The sequence below is a fragment of the Thauera sedimentorum genome (assembly GCF_014489115.1).
Lineage (GTDB): Bacteria > Pseudomonadota > Gammaproteobacteria > Burkholderiales > Rhodocyclaceae > Pseudothauera > Pseudothauera sedimentorum.
In genome coordinates this window covers 1523605-1540189 of sequence record NZ_JACTAH010000002.1, presented here as the reverse complement: position 1 = coordinate 1540189, position 16585 = coordinate 1523605, and the positions used below count along the sequence as shown (strand labels likewise).

The 16585-nt window shown below is 66.7% G+C and carries 17 protein-coding genes; 10 read left to right on the top strand and 7 right to left on the bottom strand.

From position 1 onward, the window contains the following. Positions 1-36: 36 nt before the first annotated feature. Positions 37-414: a dihydroneopterin aldolase gene (locus IAI53_RS17075; protein WP_187719334.1), complete on the bottom strand. Its 378-nt coding sequence runs from the start codon at positions 412-414 to the stop codon at positions 37-39. An 88-nt stretch (positions 415-502) separates the two neighbouring features. Here IAI53_RS17075 and plsY point away from each other — a divergent pair, with 88 nt between their 5' ends. Next, a complete protein-coding gene (gene plsY, locus IAI53_RS17070; protein WP_187719333.1) occupies positions 503-1105 on the top strand; it encodes a glycerol-3-phosphate 1-O-acyltransferase PlsY in 603 nt (200 codons plus the stop codon). Between the two features lie 11 nt (positions 1106-1116). On the opposite strand, the gene tsaD is transcribed toward plsY, so the two are convergent. Continuing rightward, positions 1117-2139: a tRNA (adenosine(37)-N6)-threonylcarbamoyltransferase complex transferase subunit TsaD gene (gene tsaD / locus IAI53_RS17065; RefSeq protein ID WP_187719332.1), complete on the bottom strand. Its 1023-nt coding sequence runs from the start codon at positions 2137-2139 to the stop codon at positions 1117-1119. A 146-nt stretch (positions 2140-2285) separates the two neighbouring features. On the opposite strand from tsaD, the gene IAI53_RS17060 reads away from it, so the two are divergent. Further along, the gene (locus IAI53_RS17060) at positions 2286-3323 is read left to right on the top strand and encodes an HD domain-containing phosphohydrolase (RefSeq protein WP_187719331.1); all 1038 of its coding nucleotides are present in this window, start codon (positions 2286-2288) and stop codon (positions 3321-3323) included. A gap of 21 nt (positions 3324-3344) precedes the next feature. Here IAI53_RS17060 and gloA read toward each other — a convergent pair whose 3' ends face one another. Genes gloA through ffh form a run of 5 tightly spaced genes read right to left on the bottom strand, consistent with a single transcriptional unit; the run spans position 3345 to position 7428 of the window. Beyond that, positions 3345-3728: a lactoylglutathione lyase gene (gene gloA, locus IAI53_RS17055; RefSeq protein ID WP_187719330.1), complete on the bottom strand. Its 384-nt coding sequence runs from the start codon at positions 3726-3728 to the stop codon at positions 3345-3347. Positions 3729-3733: 5 nt separating this feature from the next. Next, positions 3734-4540 (bottom strand): M48 family metallopeptidase, encoded by an 807-nt coding sequence (locus IAI53_RS17050; RefSeq protein ID WP_432813929.1) that lies wholly within the window; start codon positions 4538-4540, stop codon positions 3734-3736. Beyond that, positions 4522-5271: a competence/damage-inducible protein A gene (locus tag IAI53_RS17045; RefSeq protein ID WP_187719329.1), complete on the bottom strand. Its 750-nt coding sequence runs from the start codon at positions 5269-5271 to the stop codon at positions 4522-4524. The genes IAI53_RS17050 and IAI53_RS17045 overlap by 19 nt, the downstream gene beginning before the upstream one ends. Further along, entirely contained in the window at positions 5271-6044 is a 774-nt protein-coding gene (locus IAI53_RS17040; protein WP_187719328.1) for an EI24 domain-containing protein, read from the bottom strand. The genes IAI53_RS17045 and IAI53_RS17040 overlap by 1 nt, the downstream gene beginning before the upstream one ends. A 22-nt stretch (positions 6045-6066) precedes the next feature. Then, a complete protein-coding gene (ffh, locus tag IAI53_RS17035; protein WP_187719327.1) occupies positions 6067-7428 on the bottom strand; it encodes a signal recognition particle protein in 1362 nt (453 codons plus the stop codon). 41 nt (positions 7429-7469) lie between these two features. Between ffh and IAI53_RS17030 the strand changes: the two genes are divergently transcribed. The 8 genes from IAI53_RS17030 to aspS all read left to right on the top strand — a co-directional run bounded on the left by IAI53_RS17030 (position 7470) and on the right by aspS (position 16516). Beyond that, a complete protein-coding gene (locus IAI53_RS17030; protein WP_187719326.1) occupies positions 7470-8300 on the top strand; it encodes a cytochrome C assembly family protein in 831 nt (276 codons plus the stop codon). A gap of 78 nt (positions 8301-8378) precedes the next feature. Continuing rightward, a complete protein-coding gene (locus IAI53_RS17025; RefSeq protein ID WP_187719325.1) occupies positions 8379-9683 on the top strand; it encodes an HlyC/CorC family transporter in 1305 nt (434 codons plus the stop codon). 69 nt (positions 9684-9752) lie between these two features. Further along, positions 9753-11471: a type IV-A pilus assembly ATPase PilB gene (gene pilB, locus IAI53_RS17020; RefSeq protein ID WP_187719324.1), complete on the top strand. Its 1719-nt coding sequence runs from the start codon at positions 9753-9755 to the stop codon at positions 11469-11471. Between the two features lie 12 nt (positions 11472-11483). Further along, complete coding sequence (locus IAI53_RS17015; protein WP_187719323.1) at positions 11484-12719, top strand: type II secretion system F family protein; 1236 nt, start codon at positions 11484-11486, stop codon at positions 12717-12719. Positions 12720-12772: 53 nt separating this feature from the next. Further along, entirely contained in the window at positions 12773-13624 is an 852-nt protein-coding gene (locus tag IAI53_RS17010; RefSeq protein ID WP_187719322.1) for a prepilin peptidase, read from the top strand. 127 nt (positions 13625-13751) lie between these two features. After that, a complete protein-coding gene (locus IAI53_RS17005) occupies positions 13752-14015 on the top strand; it encodes an FmdB family zinc ribbon protein (protein WP_187719321.1) in 264 nt (87 codons plus the stop codon). A 12-nt stretch (positions 14016-14027) separates the two neighbouring features. Then, on the top strand, positions 14028-14654 hold the full coding sequence (locus IAI53_RS17000) for a DUF502 domain-containing protein (RefSeq protein ID WP_187719320.1): 627 nt from the start codon (positions 14028-14030) through the stop codon (positions 14652-14654). Positions 14655-14716: 62 nt separating this feature from the next. Continuing rightward, positions 14717-16516: an aspartate--tRNA ligase gene (gene aspS / locus IAI53_RS16995; RefSeq protein WP_187719319.1), complete on the top strand. Its 1800-nt coding sequence runs from the start codon at positions 14717-14719 to the stop codon at positions 16514-16516. The last annotated feature ends 69 nt before the right edge of the window (positions 16517-16585 follow it).

The following is a 16585-nucleotide window of genomic DNA, read 5'->3' as shown; positions in this document are numbered from 1 at the left end:
CCGTCCGTTCATTCACAGGCACTGGCCCGCCGCGAATCAGCCAGCGGTTTCGGGCAAGGTATTGCCTTCGCGACCGCGCTGGATGAATACGCCTACGCGGCGCACGCCTTTCATCACCCCGATCTTGGCAATGCGGATCTTCACCCAGGGCGCACCGAATTCATCGAACAACAGATTGACGACGAATTCGCCCAGGGTCTCGATCAGATTGAAATGGCGCGCCGCAAGCTCGGCGCGGATGCGTTCGATCACTACCGCGTAGTCGATGGTGTCGGCAATGTCGTCATGCTCGGCGGCCGCGTCCGGAACACCGAAGGTGAGATTCAGTTCCACCATCTGCGGTGCAGCCTTTTCGCGCGGATAGATGCCCACGCTGGCCTGCACGCGCAGCTCTTCGATAAAAATGAAATCCATGGCGCTTCCCGCTTAGAATCCCGCAATTGTAGCCCCCCGGCGGTCCTTGCCGGCATTCCCCGTCCCACCCGTTCTTCGTGGAATCCAGATGAATCTGTTCCTGCTTCTCGTCGCCGCCTATCTGCTCGGCTCGGTGCCCTTCGCGATCATCTCCAGCCGGGTGTTCGGCCTGGCCGACCCGCGCAAGTACGGCTCGGGCAATCCCGGGGCGACCAACGTCCTGCGCAGCGGCAACAAGGCTGCGGCGCTGCTCACCCTGGTAGGCGACTGCCTGAAGGGCGCGGTGGCGGTGTGGGCTGCACAGGCCCTGGGATTCTCCGCCGCCGAAGCCGCCCTCGCCGGCCTGGCCGCTTTCTTCGGCCACGTCTTCTCACTGTTCCTGCGTTTCAACGGCGGCAAGGGCGTGGCCACGGCGCTGGGCGTTCTGCTCGGCATCAGCCCCTGGCTGGCGCTCGTCTGCCTGGGTGTCTGGCTGGCCACGGCGCTGATCACCCGCTACTCCTCGGCCGCCGCGCTGGCAGCGGCCGTGAGCGCGCCGCTGGCGGGTCATTTCCTGGTCGGTTCGCCGGCGGTGGTCGCCATGCTCCTGGCCATGGCCGCGGTGCTCGTCTGGCGGCATGCGGCCAATATCCGCCGCCTGCTGGCCGGTACCGAGGGCCGCATCGGCGGCAAGTCCGGCAAGGCAGGCTGAACGCCTGCCGCTCAGGCCGGCTTCTGCAGTTCCGCCAGCGGCCAGCGCGGGCGGATACGGATCTCGCCCTCGGCCGAGCCGCGGTCGCCGGCCGCCAGGCGCAACGCGCCGGCAAAGGCGATCATCGCGCCGTTGTCGGTACACAGCTCGGGCTCGGGGTAGTACACCCGCCAGCCGCGCCGCTTCGCCGCCTCGTCGAGCTGCGCACGCAAGCTGCGGTTGGCACCGACCCCACCCGCCACAACCAAGCGCTTGAGCCCGGTACGCTTCAACGCGGCGAGCGCCTTCTTGACCAGAACCTCGACGACCGCTTGCTGGAAGTCCGCTGCCAGATCGGCGGCGTCTCCCGCGCGCCAATCTGGCGCGGAAACCACGTTGAGCACCGCGGTCTTGAGCCCGCTGAAGCTGAAATCGAGATCGCCGGACTTGAGCATCGGCCGCGGCAAGCGGAAGCGCCCGGCCTTGCCCTCTTCGGCCAGGCGGGCCAGCTGCGGGCCGCCGGGATAGCCGAGGCCGAGCAGCTTGGCAGTCTTGTCGAAGGCCTCGCCGGCGGCGTCGTCGAGCGACTCGCCGAGCAGTTCGTATTCGCCCACGCCGGTCACCCGCATCAACTGGGTATGGCCCCCGGAAACCAGCAAGGCGACGAAGGGGAACGCTGGCGGATCGACCGACAGCAGCGGCGACAACAGATGGCCTTCGAGGTGGTGAACCGGCAGGGCGCGAACGCCCAGCGCCATGGCCAGCGATTCCGCCACCCCCGCACCGACCAGCAGTGCGCCGGCCAGCCCGGGGCCGGCAGTGTAGGCCACCGCATCGATCTCGTCCTGCGCACAACCCGCGGCGGCCAGCGTTTCGCGCACCAGCAGCGGCAGGCGGCGAATGTGGTCGCGCGAGGCCAGTTCGGGCACCACGCCGCCATAGGCGGCATGCAGGTCGATCTGCGAATGCACGCGATGGCCCAGCAGGCCACGCTCGGTGTCGTAGAGCGCCACCCCTGTCTCGTCGCAGGACGATTCGATTCCCAGTACTTTCATGATCCTGGCCACATCTCCGGAGGCGGCATTCTACTGCAGCGCATCACGAGCCCCGCAGCACCTTGCCCACAACGTGTCGTAGTGACACCCGAATGCAAGGTGCTTCGACATACAATCCCAGGCGGGAAAGATGCCAGGCGGGCCGCATGAAAATCGCGATCATCGACGACACACCGCTCAACCTGGTGTTGATGGAGAAGCTGATCGGCCATCACCCGGGCTGGACGCCGGTGACCTTCGGCGTTCCCGGCACCGGCCTGCAGTGGTGCCTGGCCCACGAACCCGACCTCATCATCGTCGACTACATGATGCCGGGCCTCGACGGCCTGGAGTTCATTCGCCGGGTGCGCGCCGAGCATGCCCGCGACGACGTGCCCATCCTGATGGTGACCGCCAGCGACGAGCGCAAGGTGCGCTACGACGCGCTGGAGGCCGGCGCCAACGACTTCCTGATCAAACCGATCGACGCCCACGAGTTCAACCCGCGGGTGCGCAACATGCTGATGCTGCGCGAGGCGCATCTCGCCACCCGCACGCGCGCCGAGACCCTCGCCGCGGAGGTTCGACGGGCGACCGAAGAGATCCACGCACGAGAGCGCGAGACGGTCACCCGCCTGGCGCGGGCAGCCGAATTCCGCGACCCGGAGACCGGTGCGCACATCCAGCGCATGGCGCACTACTCCGCGCTGATCGCCCGCCGCCTCCAGCTGGATGCCGACTACGCCGATGCCATCCTGCAGGCCGCGCCCATGCACGACGTGGGCAAGCTCGGCATCCCGGACTACATCCTGCTCAAGGCCGGCCGGCTGACCGCGGAGGAAATGGCCATCATGCGCCGCCACCCGGTGATCGGCCACGACATCCTCAAGGATTCGAGCTCGGCGATCATCCAGCTGGGCGCGAGCATCGCGCTCTCCCACCACGAGAAGTTCGACGGCAGCGGCTACCCTAACGGCCTCGCAGGCGCGGACATCCCGATCGAGGGGCGGATCGTGGCGGTGGCGGACGTGTTCGATGCACTGACCTCGGAGCGCCCGTACAAACCCGCCTGGTCGCTGGAGCGGGCAGTCGCCTGGCTGGAGGACGGTCGCGGACGGCACTTCGACCCGGTGTGCGTGGACGCCCTGCTGTCGAACTGGAGCGAAGTCCTGCGCATCCGCGACCGCTTCGGCGCCGAGGTCTGAGCGAGCGCCGGCGGCTGCCGCTCAGCCGCGCTGGATCAGCTCGACCTTGTAACCGTCGGGGTCCTCGACGAAGGCGATCACCGTGCTGCCGTGCTTCATCGGCCCCGCCTCGCGCACCACCTTGCCGCCGCGCGCGCGGATGTCCTCGCAGGCCTTGTAGGCATCGGGCACCGCCAGGGCAATGTGGCCGAAGGCGTTGCCCAGTTCGTAGGACTTCGTGTCCCAGTTGTGGGTCAGCTCGATGACCGCACCCTCGGTTTCGTCCTGGTAACCGACGAAGGCCAGCGTGAAGCGGCCGTCCGGGTAGTCCTGGCGGCGCAGCAGGCGCATGCCGAGCACCTCGGTATAGAAAGCGATCGAGCGATCCAGGTCGCCGACCCGGAACATGGTATGCAGCAGGCGCATGGTGTTCAGTCCTCCTGGTTGATGGGATGGTCGTCGCCGGGCGCAATCGCCGGCAGGCACGCGGCCGCGGCACGGAGTTGCCGACGGGCCTCGCGCCAGTCCGGGTAGACCGACTCGACGACGGACCAGAAGCGCGGAGAGTGGTTCATTTCCACCAGGTGAGCCACCTCGTGCGCCACCACGTAGTCGGCCAGGGCCGGCTCAAGGTGGATCAGCCGCCAGTGCAGGCGAATGCCGGACACCCGGCTGCAGCTGCCCCAGCGCGTACGGGCGCTGCTCAGGCGCACAGGCGGCACCGCCAGGTCGAGGCGATGGCAGTACTCGGCCACCCGGCCGGCGAACCAGGCCAGTGCGCGCTGGCGCAGGGCGCGCACCAGCGCCACGGCAGGCTCGGCGGCCGAGGCCGGCAGCACGAGTTCCTCGAGACCGTCGCCCCCGGCCCGCCAGCGGGCGCTCCGCCCGGAGCCGTCCAGGCGCAGCCGGCAAGTCTGCCCAAGCAGCGGAAAGCAGGCGCCCTCGACGGCCGCGAAACGATTCGGCTGCGGCCGCGCAGCGATTGCGTCGAGCTTGGCCAGCAGCCAGCGTCCATGAGTGGCGACGAAGCCTTCCGCCTCGCCGGCCGTGCAATAGAGCGGCACAGCCACCCGCACGCCGCGGGCATCGACCTGCAAGGCCAGGGTGCGGCGCGCGGAGCGCCGCAGTCGGTAGGGGATCTCCCGCCCTTCCAGAGAGATCCGCCGCTGCTCCTCGGGCGGCAGCGCGGCTGTGCGGCGACGCTGCAGCAGGCCCGCGCTCAGGCGCGCTCCTCCCACGGATGGCCGCGCCGCGAGATGTCGGCCTTGATGCGCGCCATGGCCTCGGCGACACGCGCCGCCGTCCCCTTCATGCCGAGTTCCAGGCTGCGCCGCTCCCCGGCGCCGGCCAGGGTGGGCAGGCTGAACAGCGTGGCGTCAGGGAAATCGACGGTGATCTCGCGCATCAGGTCGATCAGCTGGCCCTCGTAGGCGTCCCATACGGTGATCGACTGCTCGACGTAGTCCTCGGCGTGGTGCAGGTGGGCATAGTGGGTGTCCAGCACCCATTCGACCATGGGCCAGGCCATCTGCGGGAAGCCGGGAACGAACCAGTGCTCGCGGATGGCGAAGCCCGGAATGCGGTTGTAGGGATTGGGGATGATCGTGCTGCCGACCGGAAAGGTGCCCATCTGCAGGCGCTCCGGGGTGACTTCCGCGCCGAAGCGCGCGCGGATTTCGGCTTCCGCCTCCGGGTGCAGGGCGATCTCCACGCCGAGCGCCGCCGCAGCAGACTGGCGGGTGTGGTCGTCGGGCGTGGCACCGATACCGCCGAAGCTGAACACCACGTCGCCAGTGGCGAAGCTCTGCTGCAGGGTTTCGGTCAGGTGCGCGCGGTCGTCACCGGCATAGCGCGCCCAGGCGAGCTTGAGCCCGCGCGCGCCGAGCAGCTCGATGAGCTTGGCCAGATGCTTGTCGCTGCGCCGGCCGGAAAGGATCTCGTCACCGATGATCAGGGCACCGAAGGCCATCACTTGCTCCCGCTGGTCGGCACCGGCGACGCATCCAGGATGGACACACCGCGCTCGGCCCGCTCGCGCCGCAGGGCTTCGAGCATGTAGTGGACGAAGGCCAGGCCGCAGAACGCGGGGGCCACGATATTGACGAAGGGCACGTAGGCGAGCAGCGCGCACAGCCCGCCCAGCAGCAGCATCTGCGCCCGCAGGTCGCGCCGCAGGGCGAGCATTTCGGCAGTGTCAGCATGCAGCATCAGCGCGTCGTAGCCGAAGGCCTTCTGGTTCAGCCAGGCGGTGAGGCCAACCGAAGCGACCAGGCCGAAGCCGGGAATCAGCCAGAACGGCAGCGACACCAACAGACCGACCAGGAACAGCACCGCCGCAAGCGCGGAGTTCCACGCGCTGCCGAGATTCGAGCCGCCGCGCCGCTGCTCGAGATCGGCGTACTCGCGCAGGGCCACCTTCTCCAGCATGATCGGCAGCGCGATCACCGCCACCAGCATCGCGGCGGTCACGTAGATCATCGGCACGAAGAGCAGGAACACCACGATCTTGGCCAGCACCAGCAACACGCCGCCGGCCACCTCGGATTCGCTGACCCACGGACCAACCCAGGTCCAGCCCTGGACCCAGCTCACCACGCCGTCGACCAGCGCCCCCCAGCTGAAGATTGCCACCACCAGCCACAGCAGGGCCGCAGCCAGTCCGGGCCAGATCAGCTGCCACAGGATGCCGCGCTGCCCGAGGCTGCGCAGCGCGCGGGTGAACGAGACGAAGATCTGCTGCATGGCGCGCGTAGAGGCTGCCTGATCAGCGCATCATGCCGCCGGGCAGCATGCCCTTGAGACCGCGCATCATCTTCTGCATGCCGCCCTTGGAGAACTGCTTCATCATCTTCTGGGTCTGCTCGAACTGGTTGAGCAGGCGATTGACCTCCTGCACCGTGACCCCGGCGCCGGCGGCGATGCGGCGCTTGCGGCTGGCCTTGAGGATCTCCGGCTTGGCGCGCTCCTGCGGGGTCATCGAGTTGATGATGCCCTCGATCCGGCCGACCGCCTTCTCTTCCGCGCCGCCCTGCAGCTTGCCGGCGGCCTGGGCGAACTGCGCGGGCAGCTTGTCGAGCATCGCGCCGATGCCGCCCATGCTGCGCATCTGGCCGATCTGCTCCTTGAAATCGTTGAGGTCGAAGCCCTTGCCGGTCTTGAGCTTCTGCGCGAAGGCGCGCGCCTTGTCCTCATCCACCCCGCGGCGCGCTTCCTCCACCAGGCCGAGGATGTCGCCCATGCCGAGGATGCGGCTGGCCATGCGCTCGGGGTGGAATTCCTCCAGCCCGGAGAGCTTCTCGCCCACGCCGGCGAACTTGAGCGGCTTGCCGGTGACGTGGCGCACCGACAACGCCGCACCGCCGCGCGCGTCACCGTCGAGCTTGGTCAGCACCACGCCGGTGAGCGGCAGCGCGTCGTTGAAGGCGCGCGCGGTATTGACCGCATCCTGGCCGAGCATGGAATCGACCACGAACAAGGTCTCGACCGGCTTGACCGCGGCGTGCAGGGCCTGGATCTCGGCCATCATCGCCTCGTCGATCGCCAGCCGACCGGCGGTATCGACCAGCAGCACGTCGAAGTAGTGGCGGCGGGCGTAATCGAGCGCGGCCAGCGCGATGTCCACCGGCTTCTGGTCCGGGGTCGAGGGAAAGAACTCGATGCCGGCCTGGCCGGCCACCGTCTTCAACTGCTCGATGGCCGCCGGGCGATAGACGTCGGCCGACACCGCCAGCACCTTCTTCTTCATGCGCTCGGTGAGCAGCTTGCCGAGCTTGCCGGTGGTGGTGGTCTTGCCCGCGCCCTGAAGGCCGGCCATCAGGATCACCGCCGGCGGCTGGGCGGCGAGATCGAGCCCGGTATGGGTGCCGCCCATCAGCGCCTTCAACTCGTCGTGCACCACGCCGACCAGCGCCTGGCCGGGAGAGAGCGAGCCGATGACTTCCTGGCCGACCGCCTTTTCCTTGACCCGCGCGATGAAGTCCTTGACCACCGGCAGGGCGACGTCGGCCTCCAGCAGGGCCATGCGCACCTCGCGCATCGCTTCCTGGATGTTGTCCTCGGTCAGGCGGGCCTGGCCGCGCAGGGATTTGACGACCTTGGACAGGCGCTGGGTGAGATTGTCGAGCATGTTGTCTGGCGCTTCCGGCGTTGGAGTAAACTGCGGGCTATATGGCCAAGATTCTACTTCATCTCGTTCCCGCCTCGCTGTACGGCGCCCTGGGCCTGTACTTCTGGCGCACCTGCTGGATCGGTAGCGGCAAGAGCACCGCGCGGCAATGCATGTCGACCCGAGAGCGCCTGCTGCTGCTGGCCGCGCTGGCGGTGCACGGCGCCGCCCTGCACGCCGCGCTGTTTCCGGGCGGGCAGATGCGCTTCGGCTTCGGCGTGGCGATATCGCTGATGATCTGGCTGGCGATCTGCTTCTACTGGGTGGAAACCCTGTATGCGCGCCTCGACGGCCTGCACGCGCTGGCGATGCCCGCGGGCGTGGTCGGCGCCTTGCTGCCGGCACTGTTTCCCGGAGAGCACGTTCTGACCAATGCCGGCTCGCCGGCCTTCCGTGCGCACTTCATCATTGCCATGCTGGCCTACAGCCTGTTCACGCTGGCCGCGCTGCACGCCATGCTGATGGCGGTGGCCGAGCGCCAGCTGCACAACGCGCGCTTCACCCGCGCGCTGGCCGGCCTGCCACCGCTGCTCACCATGGAAGCGCTGCTATTCCGCCTGATCGGCATCGCCTTCGTGCTGCTCACGCTGACCCTGGTGTCCGGCATCGCGTTCTCCGAGACGCTGTTCGGGCAGGCGTTCCGCGTGGACCACAAGACGGTGTTCGCCATCATCTCCTGGCTGCTGTTCGGCACCCTGCTGGCCGGTCGCCACCTGCGCGGCTGGCGCGGCCGGGTGGCGCTGCGCTGGACGCTGGCCGGATTCGTCGCGCTCATGCTGGCCTATGTCGGCAGCCGCTTCGTCGTCGAGGTCCTGCTCACCCGGGCAAACTGAGGCATCCGCGCCGGCTTGCCTTGACAGGCGCCACGGGCGGGCGGAATACTCGGCCTTCCTCCCTACCGACGCACCCGCGTGCCCGAATATTCCCTTTCGCTGCAGCTGACTTCGCTGGTCCTGCTGCTCGTGTTCTCGGGGGCCTTCTCCATGACCGAAACGGTCATGATGGCCGCCAACCGATACAAACTCCGCTCACGTGCCGCGGCGGGCCATACCGGCGCCCGCCTGGCCCTCGACCTGCTGGGCAAGACGGACCGCCTGCTGGGCGTCATCCTGCTGTTCAACAACCTGGTGAACATCGCAGCGGCCACCCTGTCGAGCGTGATCACCATCCACCTGTTCGGTGAGGAGCGCTGGGCGCTCGGCGCCGGCACCGTTCTGCTGACCTTCTTCATCCTGGTGTTCTCGGAGATCACCCCCAAGGTCATCGGGGCGCACCATGCGGACCGGCTCGCCCCGATCGTCAGCTATCCGCTCAGCTTCCTGCTGAAGGTGTCCTACTTCGCGGTGTGGTTCGTGAACCTCTTCGTCAGCGGACTGCTGCACGTATTGCGGCTCAAGCCTGTGCAGGAGGAAGGCCACGCCAGCCTGTCGATCGAAGAACTGCGCTCCATGGTGCTGGAGTCCGGCCAGTACATTCCTGCCAAGCACCGCAGCATCCTGGTGAACCTGTTCGATCTCGAGAACATCACCGTGGAAGATGTCATGACCGCCCGCGGCGCGATCGAGAGCATCGATCTGTCGGCGCCGGAAGACGAGATCCGCCAGCATCTGGCCACCAGCTATCACACCCGCCTGCCGGTGTTCGAGGACGACTCGGAACGGGTGATCGGCATCCTGCACCTGCGCCGCCTGCTCGGCCATGTGCTCGACAGCGAGTTCGGCCGCGAGGCAATCCGCGAACTTGTGAGCAAGCCGTATTTCGTGCCGGCCGACACGTCCATCTACACGCAGTTGCAGTTCTTCCAGGAGAACCATCAGCGCATGGCCCTGGTGGTGGACGAGTACGGTGAACTGCTCGGCCTGATCACGCTGGAAGACATCATCGAGGAGCTGATCGGCAAATTCACCACCAGCGTGCCGGACAGCGGCGACCGCGTGAGCTGGGGAGAAGACGGCAGCGTGCTGGTCGACGGCAGCCAGAACCTGCGCGAGCTCAACCGCAAGCTTGGCCTCAAGCTGCCGCTCGACGGTCCCAAGACGCTGAACGGCCTTATTCTCGAGCACCTGCAGGACATCCCCGAGGGCGGCCTGTCGATCAAGATTGCCGACACACCGATCGAGGTGGTACAGACGCAGGACCGCATGGTGCGGACCGTCCGCCTGTTCCGCCCGGCCGCGCCCGGCGCCGAAGCGCCGGCGACACCCGGCGAGGCGTAGACCTGACGGGCCTTTACAAGCCGGAGATCGGCGTGCAAGATCGAATGTCAGTTAGTTAACCACGTTCTCATGGCAGCCAATCCCCAGTCCGCCCTGAGCGGCCTCGCCCGCGCCCTGGTCCAGCACGGACGGCTTTCCGAGGCCGACGCGCTGAGTTGCGCTGCCGGAACGAGCAATGGCTCAACCAACGGCTTCCTGATCGAGCTGGCCCAGCGCGGACTGATCAGTACCCGCGAAGTGGCGCGTTTTGCCGCCGAAACCTTCGGCTACCCCCTGCTCGACGTCTCCACGTTCGAGAAGTCCTATATCCCCAAGGACGCGATCGACCGCAAGCTCACATCGAAGCACCAGGTCGTCGCCCTCGGCAAACGCCAGAACCGCCTGGTCGTGGCGATCGCCGATCCGTCCAACATGCGGGTGCTCGACGAGATCCGCTTCCAGACCGGCCTGCAGGTCGACCTCGTCGTAGCCGAAGCCGACAAACTCGCCCGACTTGCCGAATCGCTGTCCGAAACTGCCGAACAGAGCCTCAAGGACCTCACCGGCGAAGAGTTCGACATGGACCTCCTCGATCAGGAGGGTCCGGCCGAGACGACAGGTGAAGATGCCGCATCCGAGGTGGACGATGCGCCCGTAGTTCGCTTCATCCAGAAGGTGCTGATCGATGCGATCAACGAGGGCGCCTCGGACATCCACTTCGAACCCTACGAGAAGTACTACCGCATCCGCGTGCGCACCGACGGCGTGCTGCGCGAAGTCGCCCAGCCGCCACTCGTCCTGAAGGAGAAGATCGCCGCGCGCATCAAGGTCATCTCGCGGCTGGACATCTCCGAGAAGCGCATCCCGCAGGACGGGCGGATGAAGCTGGTGCTGTCCAAGAACAAGGCCATCGACTTCCGCGTATCCACACTGCCGACGCTGCACGGCGAGAAGATCGTGATGCGTATCCTGGACCCGTCCTCGGCGATGCTGGGCGTGGACGCGCTGGGCTACGAGCCGGATCAGAAGCAGGCCCTGCTGGAAGCAGTCGAGCGCCCTTACGGCATGATCCTGGTAACCGGCCCCACCGGCTCGGGCAAGACGGTGTCGCTGTACACCTGTCTCAACATCCTCAACAAGGCGGGGGTCAACATCTCCACCGCCGAGGACCCGGCGGAAATCAACCTGCCCGGCATCAACCAGGTTAACGTCAACGACAAGGCCGGACTCACCTTTGCCGCAGCGCTGCGTGCCTTCCTGCGTCAGGATCCGGACGTGATCATGGTGGGCGAAATCCGCGACCTGGAGACCGCCGAGATCTCGGTCAAGGCCGCTCAGACCGGCCACCTCGTGCTGTCGACGCTGCACACCAACGATGCGCCCACCACGCTCGAGCGCCTGAAGAACATGGGCGTGGCGCCGTTCAACATCGCCTCCTCGGTGATCATGATCACCGCCCAGCGCCTCGCTCGGCGTCTGTGCACCTGCAAGCAGCCGGTCGATATTCCGATCGAGGTGCTGCTCCAGGCCGGCTACTCGGAAGGCGACCTGGACGGCAGCTGGCAGCCGATGGGGCCGGTCGGCTGCGACCGCTGCAAGGGAAGCGGCTACAAGGGGCGGGTCGGTATCTACCAGGTGATGCCGATCAGCGAAGAGATCGCGCATATCATCATGACCAATGGCAACTCGATGGATATTGCCGAGCAGGCGCAGCGCGAAGGCGTGCGCGACCTGCGTCAGTCCGGTCTGCTGAAGGTGAAGCAGGGCGTCACGTCGCTGGAAGAAGTGCTGGCAACCACAAACGAGTAGAAGGACACCTAAATGGCGACTGCAACCCAAGCCGGCCGCGCAGCGAGAGGCGGCCCCAAGGAAGTGCTCTTCAACTGGGAAGGCAAGGACAAGTCCGGCAAGATCGTGCGCGGCGAAATGCGCGCCACAGCGGAGTCCGTGGTGCAGGCCACCTTGCGTCGGCAGGGCATCATGACCACCAAGGTGAAGAAGCAGCGGATGTCGCGCGGCGGCAAGATCACCGCGAAGGACATCGCCCTGTTCACCCGTCAGCTCGCCACGATGATGAAGTCCGGCGTTCCGCTGCTCCAGGCTTTCGACATCGGCATCAAGGGCTCCGGCAACCCCGCCCTGGCCCGGCTGCTCAACGAAGTACGCAACGACATCGAGACCGGTTCTAGCATGTCGCAGGCTTTCAGCAAGCATCCCATGTACTTCGACAAGCTGTTCTGCAACCTGGTGGCTGCCGGCGAGCAGGCCGGCATTCTCGACAGTCTCCTGGACCGCATCGCCACCTACCAGGAGAAGATCCTGGCGATCAAGGCCAAGATCAAGTCCGCCCTGTTCTACCCGATGGCGGTCATGGTCGTTGCCACCTTGGTGATCGCGGTGATGATGCTGTTCGTCATCCCCGAGTTCAAGAGCGTCTTCTCCAGCTTCGGTGCCGACCTGCCGATGCCGACGCAGATCGTCATCAACATGTCCGACTTCTTCGTCGAGTACTGGTATCTCATCTTCGGGGTGCTGATCGGTGCGGTATTCGCCATCGGGTTTGCCTACAAGCGGTCAACCGCGATGCAGATCGCGCTGGATCGCATGGTACTGAAGCTCCCGGTCGTAGGCGAAGTCATCCGCAAGGCCACCGTGGCGCGCTGGGCGCGCACGCTGTCCACCATGTTCGCCGCCGGCGTGCCCCTGGTGGAAGCGCTGGACTCGGTCGGTGGCGCCTCGGGCAATTACATTTACCTGACGGCCACCAGGCAGATCCAGAACGAGGTCAGCACCGGCACCAGCCTCACCGTCGCCATGCAGAACGCCGAGGTGTTCCCGACCATGGTGGTGCAGATGGTGTCGATCGGCGAGGAGTCCGGCCAGCTCGACTCCATGCTCGCCAAGGTCGCCGACTTCTTCGAGCAGGAGGTCGATGACGCGGTCGCCGGCCTGTCGCAACTGCTCGAGCCGATCATCATGGTCTTCCTCGGCACGGTCATCGGTGGTCTCGTGATTGCCATGTACCTGCCGATCTTCAAGCTCGGTTCCGTCATCTGACCTCATCTCCTGCCGCCCGGTAAACCAACCGGGCGGCCTGCCCCCGCCTCCTCATGATCGAATTCCTGCGCGAGCCGCTCGCCTTCACGACGCTGGCCGCACTGCTCGGCCTGTTCGTCGGCAGCTTCCTCAACGTGGTGATCCACCGCCTGCCGCGCATGCTGGAGCGCGACTGGCACGCCCAGGCCGCCGAGCTGCGCGGCGAGGAGCCACCTGCGGCCGAACGCTTCAATCTCGCCACGCCGCGCTCGCGCTGCCCGCATTGCGGCCACCTGATCACCGCGCTCGAGAACATCCCGGTGATCAGCTACCTGGTCCTGCGCGGACGCTGCCGGCACTGCAGCGCGCCGATCAGCGGCCGCTATCCGGTCGTGGAACTCCTGTCGGCAGCCCTGGCCGGCTACGCTGCCTGGCACTTCGGTTTCGGCCTAGCCGCCGCGGGGGCGATCGTCTTCCTGTGGGTGATGGTGGCGCTGGCCTTCATCGACCTGGACACCCAACTCCTGCCCGACGACCTGACCCTGCCGCTGCTGTGGCTGGGCCTGGCATTCAACCTTGTCGGCACTTACACCGATCTCTCCAGCGCGGTGGTGGGCGCGATGGCCGGCTATCTCTCGCTGTGGTCGGTCTACTGGCTGTTCAAGCTCGTCACGGGCAAGGAAGGCATGGGCTACGGCGACTTCAAGCTGCTCGCAGCCATCGGCGCCTGGCTGGGCTGGCAAGTGCTGCCGCTGACCATCCTGCTCTCCTCGTTGGTCGGCGCAGTGGTCGGCATCGGCCTCATCGTCTTCGCCCGCCACGGACGCAGCGTCCCCATCCCCTTCGGCCCCTATCTTGCCGCCGCCGGCGTGCTGGCGCTGTTCTGGGGCGAGGCCATCACACGGGCCTATCTCGGCGGATTCTGATCCGGCCGAACCGCTTGAAACGCTCGCCCAGCGCCCCCACATCCGGCGCAGGGCCGCACGCCCGTGCTTTCTTTTCCCTTATGCTGCGTTGCGTTAGACTTACGCGCTTGCCTTTCCGGAGGTCGTCATGCCCATTTACGAATATCGTTGCGAGAGCTGCGGGTTCCAGAAGGAACACATGCAGAAGATGAGCGATCCGCTGCTCGACACCTGCCCGTCCTGCGGCAAGGACACCTACGTCAAGATGCTCTCGGCGGCCGGTTTCCAGCTCAAGGGCAATGGCTGGTACGCCACCGACTTCAAGGGTGGGAGCTCATCCGCCCCGGCGAAGCCCGCCGAAACGCCGGCCGCCGCCGGCTGCGGCGGCAGCTGCGCCTGTCACCCGTCCTGAACCGGCAATCACGTGAAGAAGTACTTCGTCACCGGCCTGCTGATCTGGATTCCCCTGGTCATCACCTTCATGGTGCTGGCCTGGATCGTCGGCACCCTCGACCAACTCATCGAGTGGCTGCCCAATGGACTGCAGCCGAGGGCGATACTGGGCTTCAACATCCCCGGCATCGGGCTGGTGGCCAGTGTGCTGATCGTGCTGATCACCGGGCTGGTGGCGGCCAACGTGCTCGGGCAGCGCCTGGTCGCCTACTGGGAGGCGCTGCTCGCCCGCATCCCGGTGGTGAAGTCGCTCTACTACGGCGTCAAGCAGGTCTCCGACACCCTGTTCTCCAGCAGCGGCCAGGCCTTCCGCAAGGCCCTGCTGGTGCAATACCCGCGTCAGGGCTCATGGACCATCGCCTTTCTCACCGGCAAGCCGGGGGGCGATGCGGCCCGCCATCTGCATGGCGACTATGTCAGCGTCTATGTGCCGACGACCCCCAACCCGACCTCGGGCTTCTTCCTGATGATGCCCAGGGAAGACGTCATCGAGCTCGACATGAGCGTGGACGAGGCGCTCAAGTACATCATCTCCATGGGCGTGGTGGCACCGCCGGCACGCCCGCTGGCGCCACGCGCCGCCCTGCTCAACGAATGACCGGCGCCCGACACGGCGCCCCATCCACATCTCACCAAGTCTCTAGCCGGAACACCGATACCATGCGAACCCACTACTGCGGCCAGGTAACCGCCGCCGACCTCGACCAGACCGTCACCCTCTGCGGCTGGGTGCATCGCCGCCGCGACCACGGCGGGGTGATCTTCATCGACCTGCGCGACCGTGAAGGCCTGGTGCAGGTGGTCTGCGATCCGGACCGTCCGGAGATGTTCGCCATTGCCGAATCGGTGCGCAACGAGTTCGTGCTGAAGATGAGCGGCCGCGTGCGCCGCCGCCCGGCCGGCACCGAGAACGCCAACCTGACCTCGGGCGAGATCGAGGTGCTGTGCCAGGACATCGAAGTCCTCAACGCCGCAGCCACCCCGCCCTTCCAGCTCGACGACGACAACCTGTCGGAGAACGTACGCCTCACCCACCGCGTCATCGACCTGCGCCGCCCGCAGATGCAGAAGAACCTGATGCTGCGCTACAAGGTGGCGATGGCCTTCCGCCGCTTCCTCGACGCCCAGGGTTTCATCGACGTCGAAACCCCGATGCTGACCAAGAGCACCCCGGAAGGCGCACGCGACTACCTGGTGCCCTCGCGCGTGCATCCGGGCCAGTTCTTCGCCCTGCCGCAGTCGCCGCAGCTCTTCAAGCAGCTGCTGATGGTGGCCGGCTACGACCGCTACTACCAGATCACCAAGTGCTTCCGCGACGAGGACCTGCGCGCCGACCGTCAGCCCGAGTTCACCCAGGTCGACCTGGAAACCTCCTTCATGGACGAGCAGCAGATCACCGCGCTGGTCGAAGAGATGATCCGCTTCGTGTTCCGCGAGTCGCTCGCGGTCGAACTGCCCGCCCCCTTCCCGCGCATGACCTATGCCGAGGCGATGCGCCGCTACGGCTCCGACAAGCCCGACCTGCGCGTCACCCTGGAACTGGTCGACGTCACCGATGCGGTGGCCGACGTGGCCTTCAAGGTGTTCTCCGGCCCGGCCACCAGCGGCGGGCGCGTGGCGGCGATGCGCGTGCCCGGCGGCAACAGCCTGACCCGCGGCGAGATCGACGAATTCACCAAGTTCGTCGGCATCTACGGCGCCAAGGGCCTGGCCTACATCAAGGTCAATGACGCAACCAAGCCCAACGAGGAAGGCCTGCAGTCGCCGATCGTCAAGAACCTGCACGAGAAGGCGCTCACCACCATCCTGGAGCGTACCGGCGCGCAGTCCGGCGACCTGATCTTCTTCGGCGCCGACAAGACCAAGGTGGTCAACGACGCGCTGGGCGCGCTGCGCGTCAAGCTCGGCCACGAGAAGGGCTATGTCACCGGCGAGGCCTGGTGCCCGGTGTGGGTGGTGGACTTCCCGATGTTCGAGTACGACGAGGACGACAAGCGCTGGACCGCCTGCCACCACCCCTTCACCAGCCCGAAGGACGGCCACCTGGAACTGCTCAAGAGCAATCCGGGCGAGTGCCTGGCCAAGGCCTACGACCTCGCGCTCAACGGCTGGGAAATCGGCGGCGGCTCGGTGCGTATCCACCGCGCCGACGTTCAGGCCGAGGTCTTCGAGGCGCTCAACATCGGCCCCGAGGAGCAGCAGGCCAAGTTCGGCTTCCTGCTCGACGCGCTCAAGTACGGCGCGCCGCCGCACGGCGGCCTGGCCTTCGGCCTGGACCGCATCGTCACGCTGATGACCGGCGCAGAATCGATCCGCGACGTGATCGCCTTCCCCAAGACTCAGCGCGCCCAGTGCCTGCTCACCGACGCCCCCTCCGAGGTCGACGAGAAGCAGCTGCGCGAGCTGCACGTGCGCCTGCGTCAGAAGGTGGAGACCCAGGTCGAGGTCGCCCGCGGCTGATCCTGCCCGTGGCGCTTGTGGCAAGATGGGCGAACGGGCAACCGTTCGCCCATCGTTCGTTTACGGCGG

Excerpts from the sequence above, each read along its gene's own strand:
- IAI53_RS17075 (WP_187719334.1), bottom strand. The coding sequence starts at position 414 with ATGGATTTCATTTTTATCGAAGAGCTGCGCGTGCAGGCCAGCGTGGGC.
- plsY (WP_187719333.1), top strand. The coding sequence starts at position 503 with ATGAATCTGTTCCTGCTTCTCGTCGCCGCCTATCTGCTCGGCTCGGTG.
- tsaD (WP_187719332.1), bottom strand. The coding sequence starts at position 2,139 with ATGAAAGTACTGGGAATCGAATCGTCCTGCGACGAGACAGGGGTGGCG.
- IAI53_RS17060 (WP_187719331.1), top strand. The coding sequence starts at position 2,286 with ATGAAAATCGCGATCATCGACGACACACCGCTCAACCTGGTGTTGATG.
- gloA (WP_187719330.1), bottom strand. The coding sequence starts at position 3,728 with ATGCGCCTGCTGCATACCATGTTCCGGGTCGGCGACCTGGATCGCTCG.
- IAI53_RS17045 (WP_187719329.1), bottom strand. The coding sequence starts at position 5,271 with ATGGCCTTCGGTGCCCTGATCATCGGTGACGAGATCCTTTCCGGCCGG.
- IAI53_RS17040 (WP_187719328.1), bottom strand. The coding sequence starts at position 6,044 with ATGCAGCAGATCTTCGTCTCGTTCACCCGCGCGCTGCGCAGCCTCGGG.
- ffh (WP_187719327.1), bottom strand. The coding sequence starts at position 7,428 with ATGCTCGACAATCTCACCCAGCGCCTGTCCAAGGTCGTCAAATCCCTG.
- IAI53_RS17030 (WP_187719326.1), top strand. The coding sequence starts at position 7,470 with ATGGCCAAGATTCTACTTCATCTCGTTCCCGCCTCGCTGTACGGCGCC.
- pilB (WP_187719324.1), top strand. The coding sequence starts at position 9,753 with ATGGCAGCCAATCCCCAGTCCGCCCTGAGCGGCCTCGCCCGCGCCCTG.
- IAI53_RS17015 (WP_187719323.1), top strand. The coding sequence starts at position 11,484 with ATGGCGACTGCAACCCAAGCCGGCCGCGCAGCGAGAGGCGGCCCCAAG.
- IAI53_RS17010 (WP_187719322.1), top strand. The coding sequence starts at position 12,773 with ATGATCGAATTCCTGCGCGAGCCGCTCGCCTTCACGACGCTGGCCGCA.
- IAI53_RS17005 (WP_187719321.1), top strand. The coding sequence starts at position 13,752 with ATGCCCATTTACGAATATCGTTGCGAGAGCTGCGGGTTCCAGAAGGAA.
- aspS (WP_187719319.1), top strand. The coding sequence starts at position 14,717 with ATGCGAACCCACTACTGCGGCCAGGTAACCGCCGCCGACCTCGACCAG.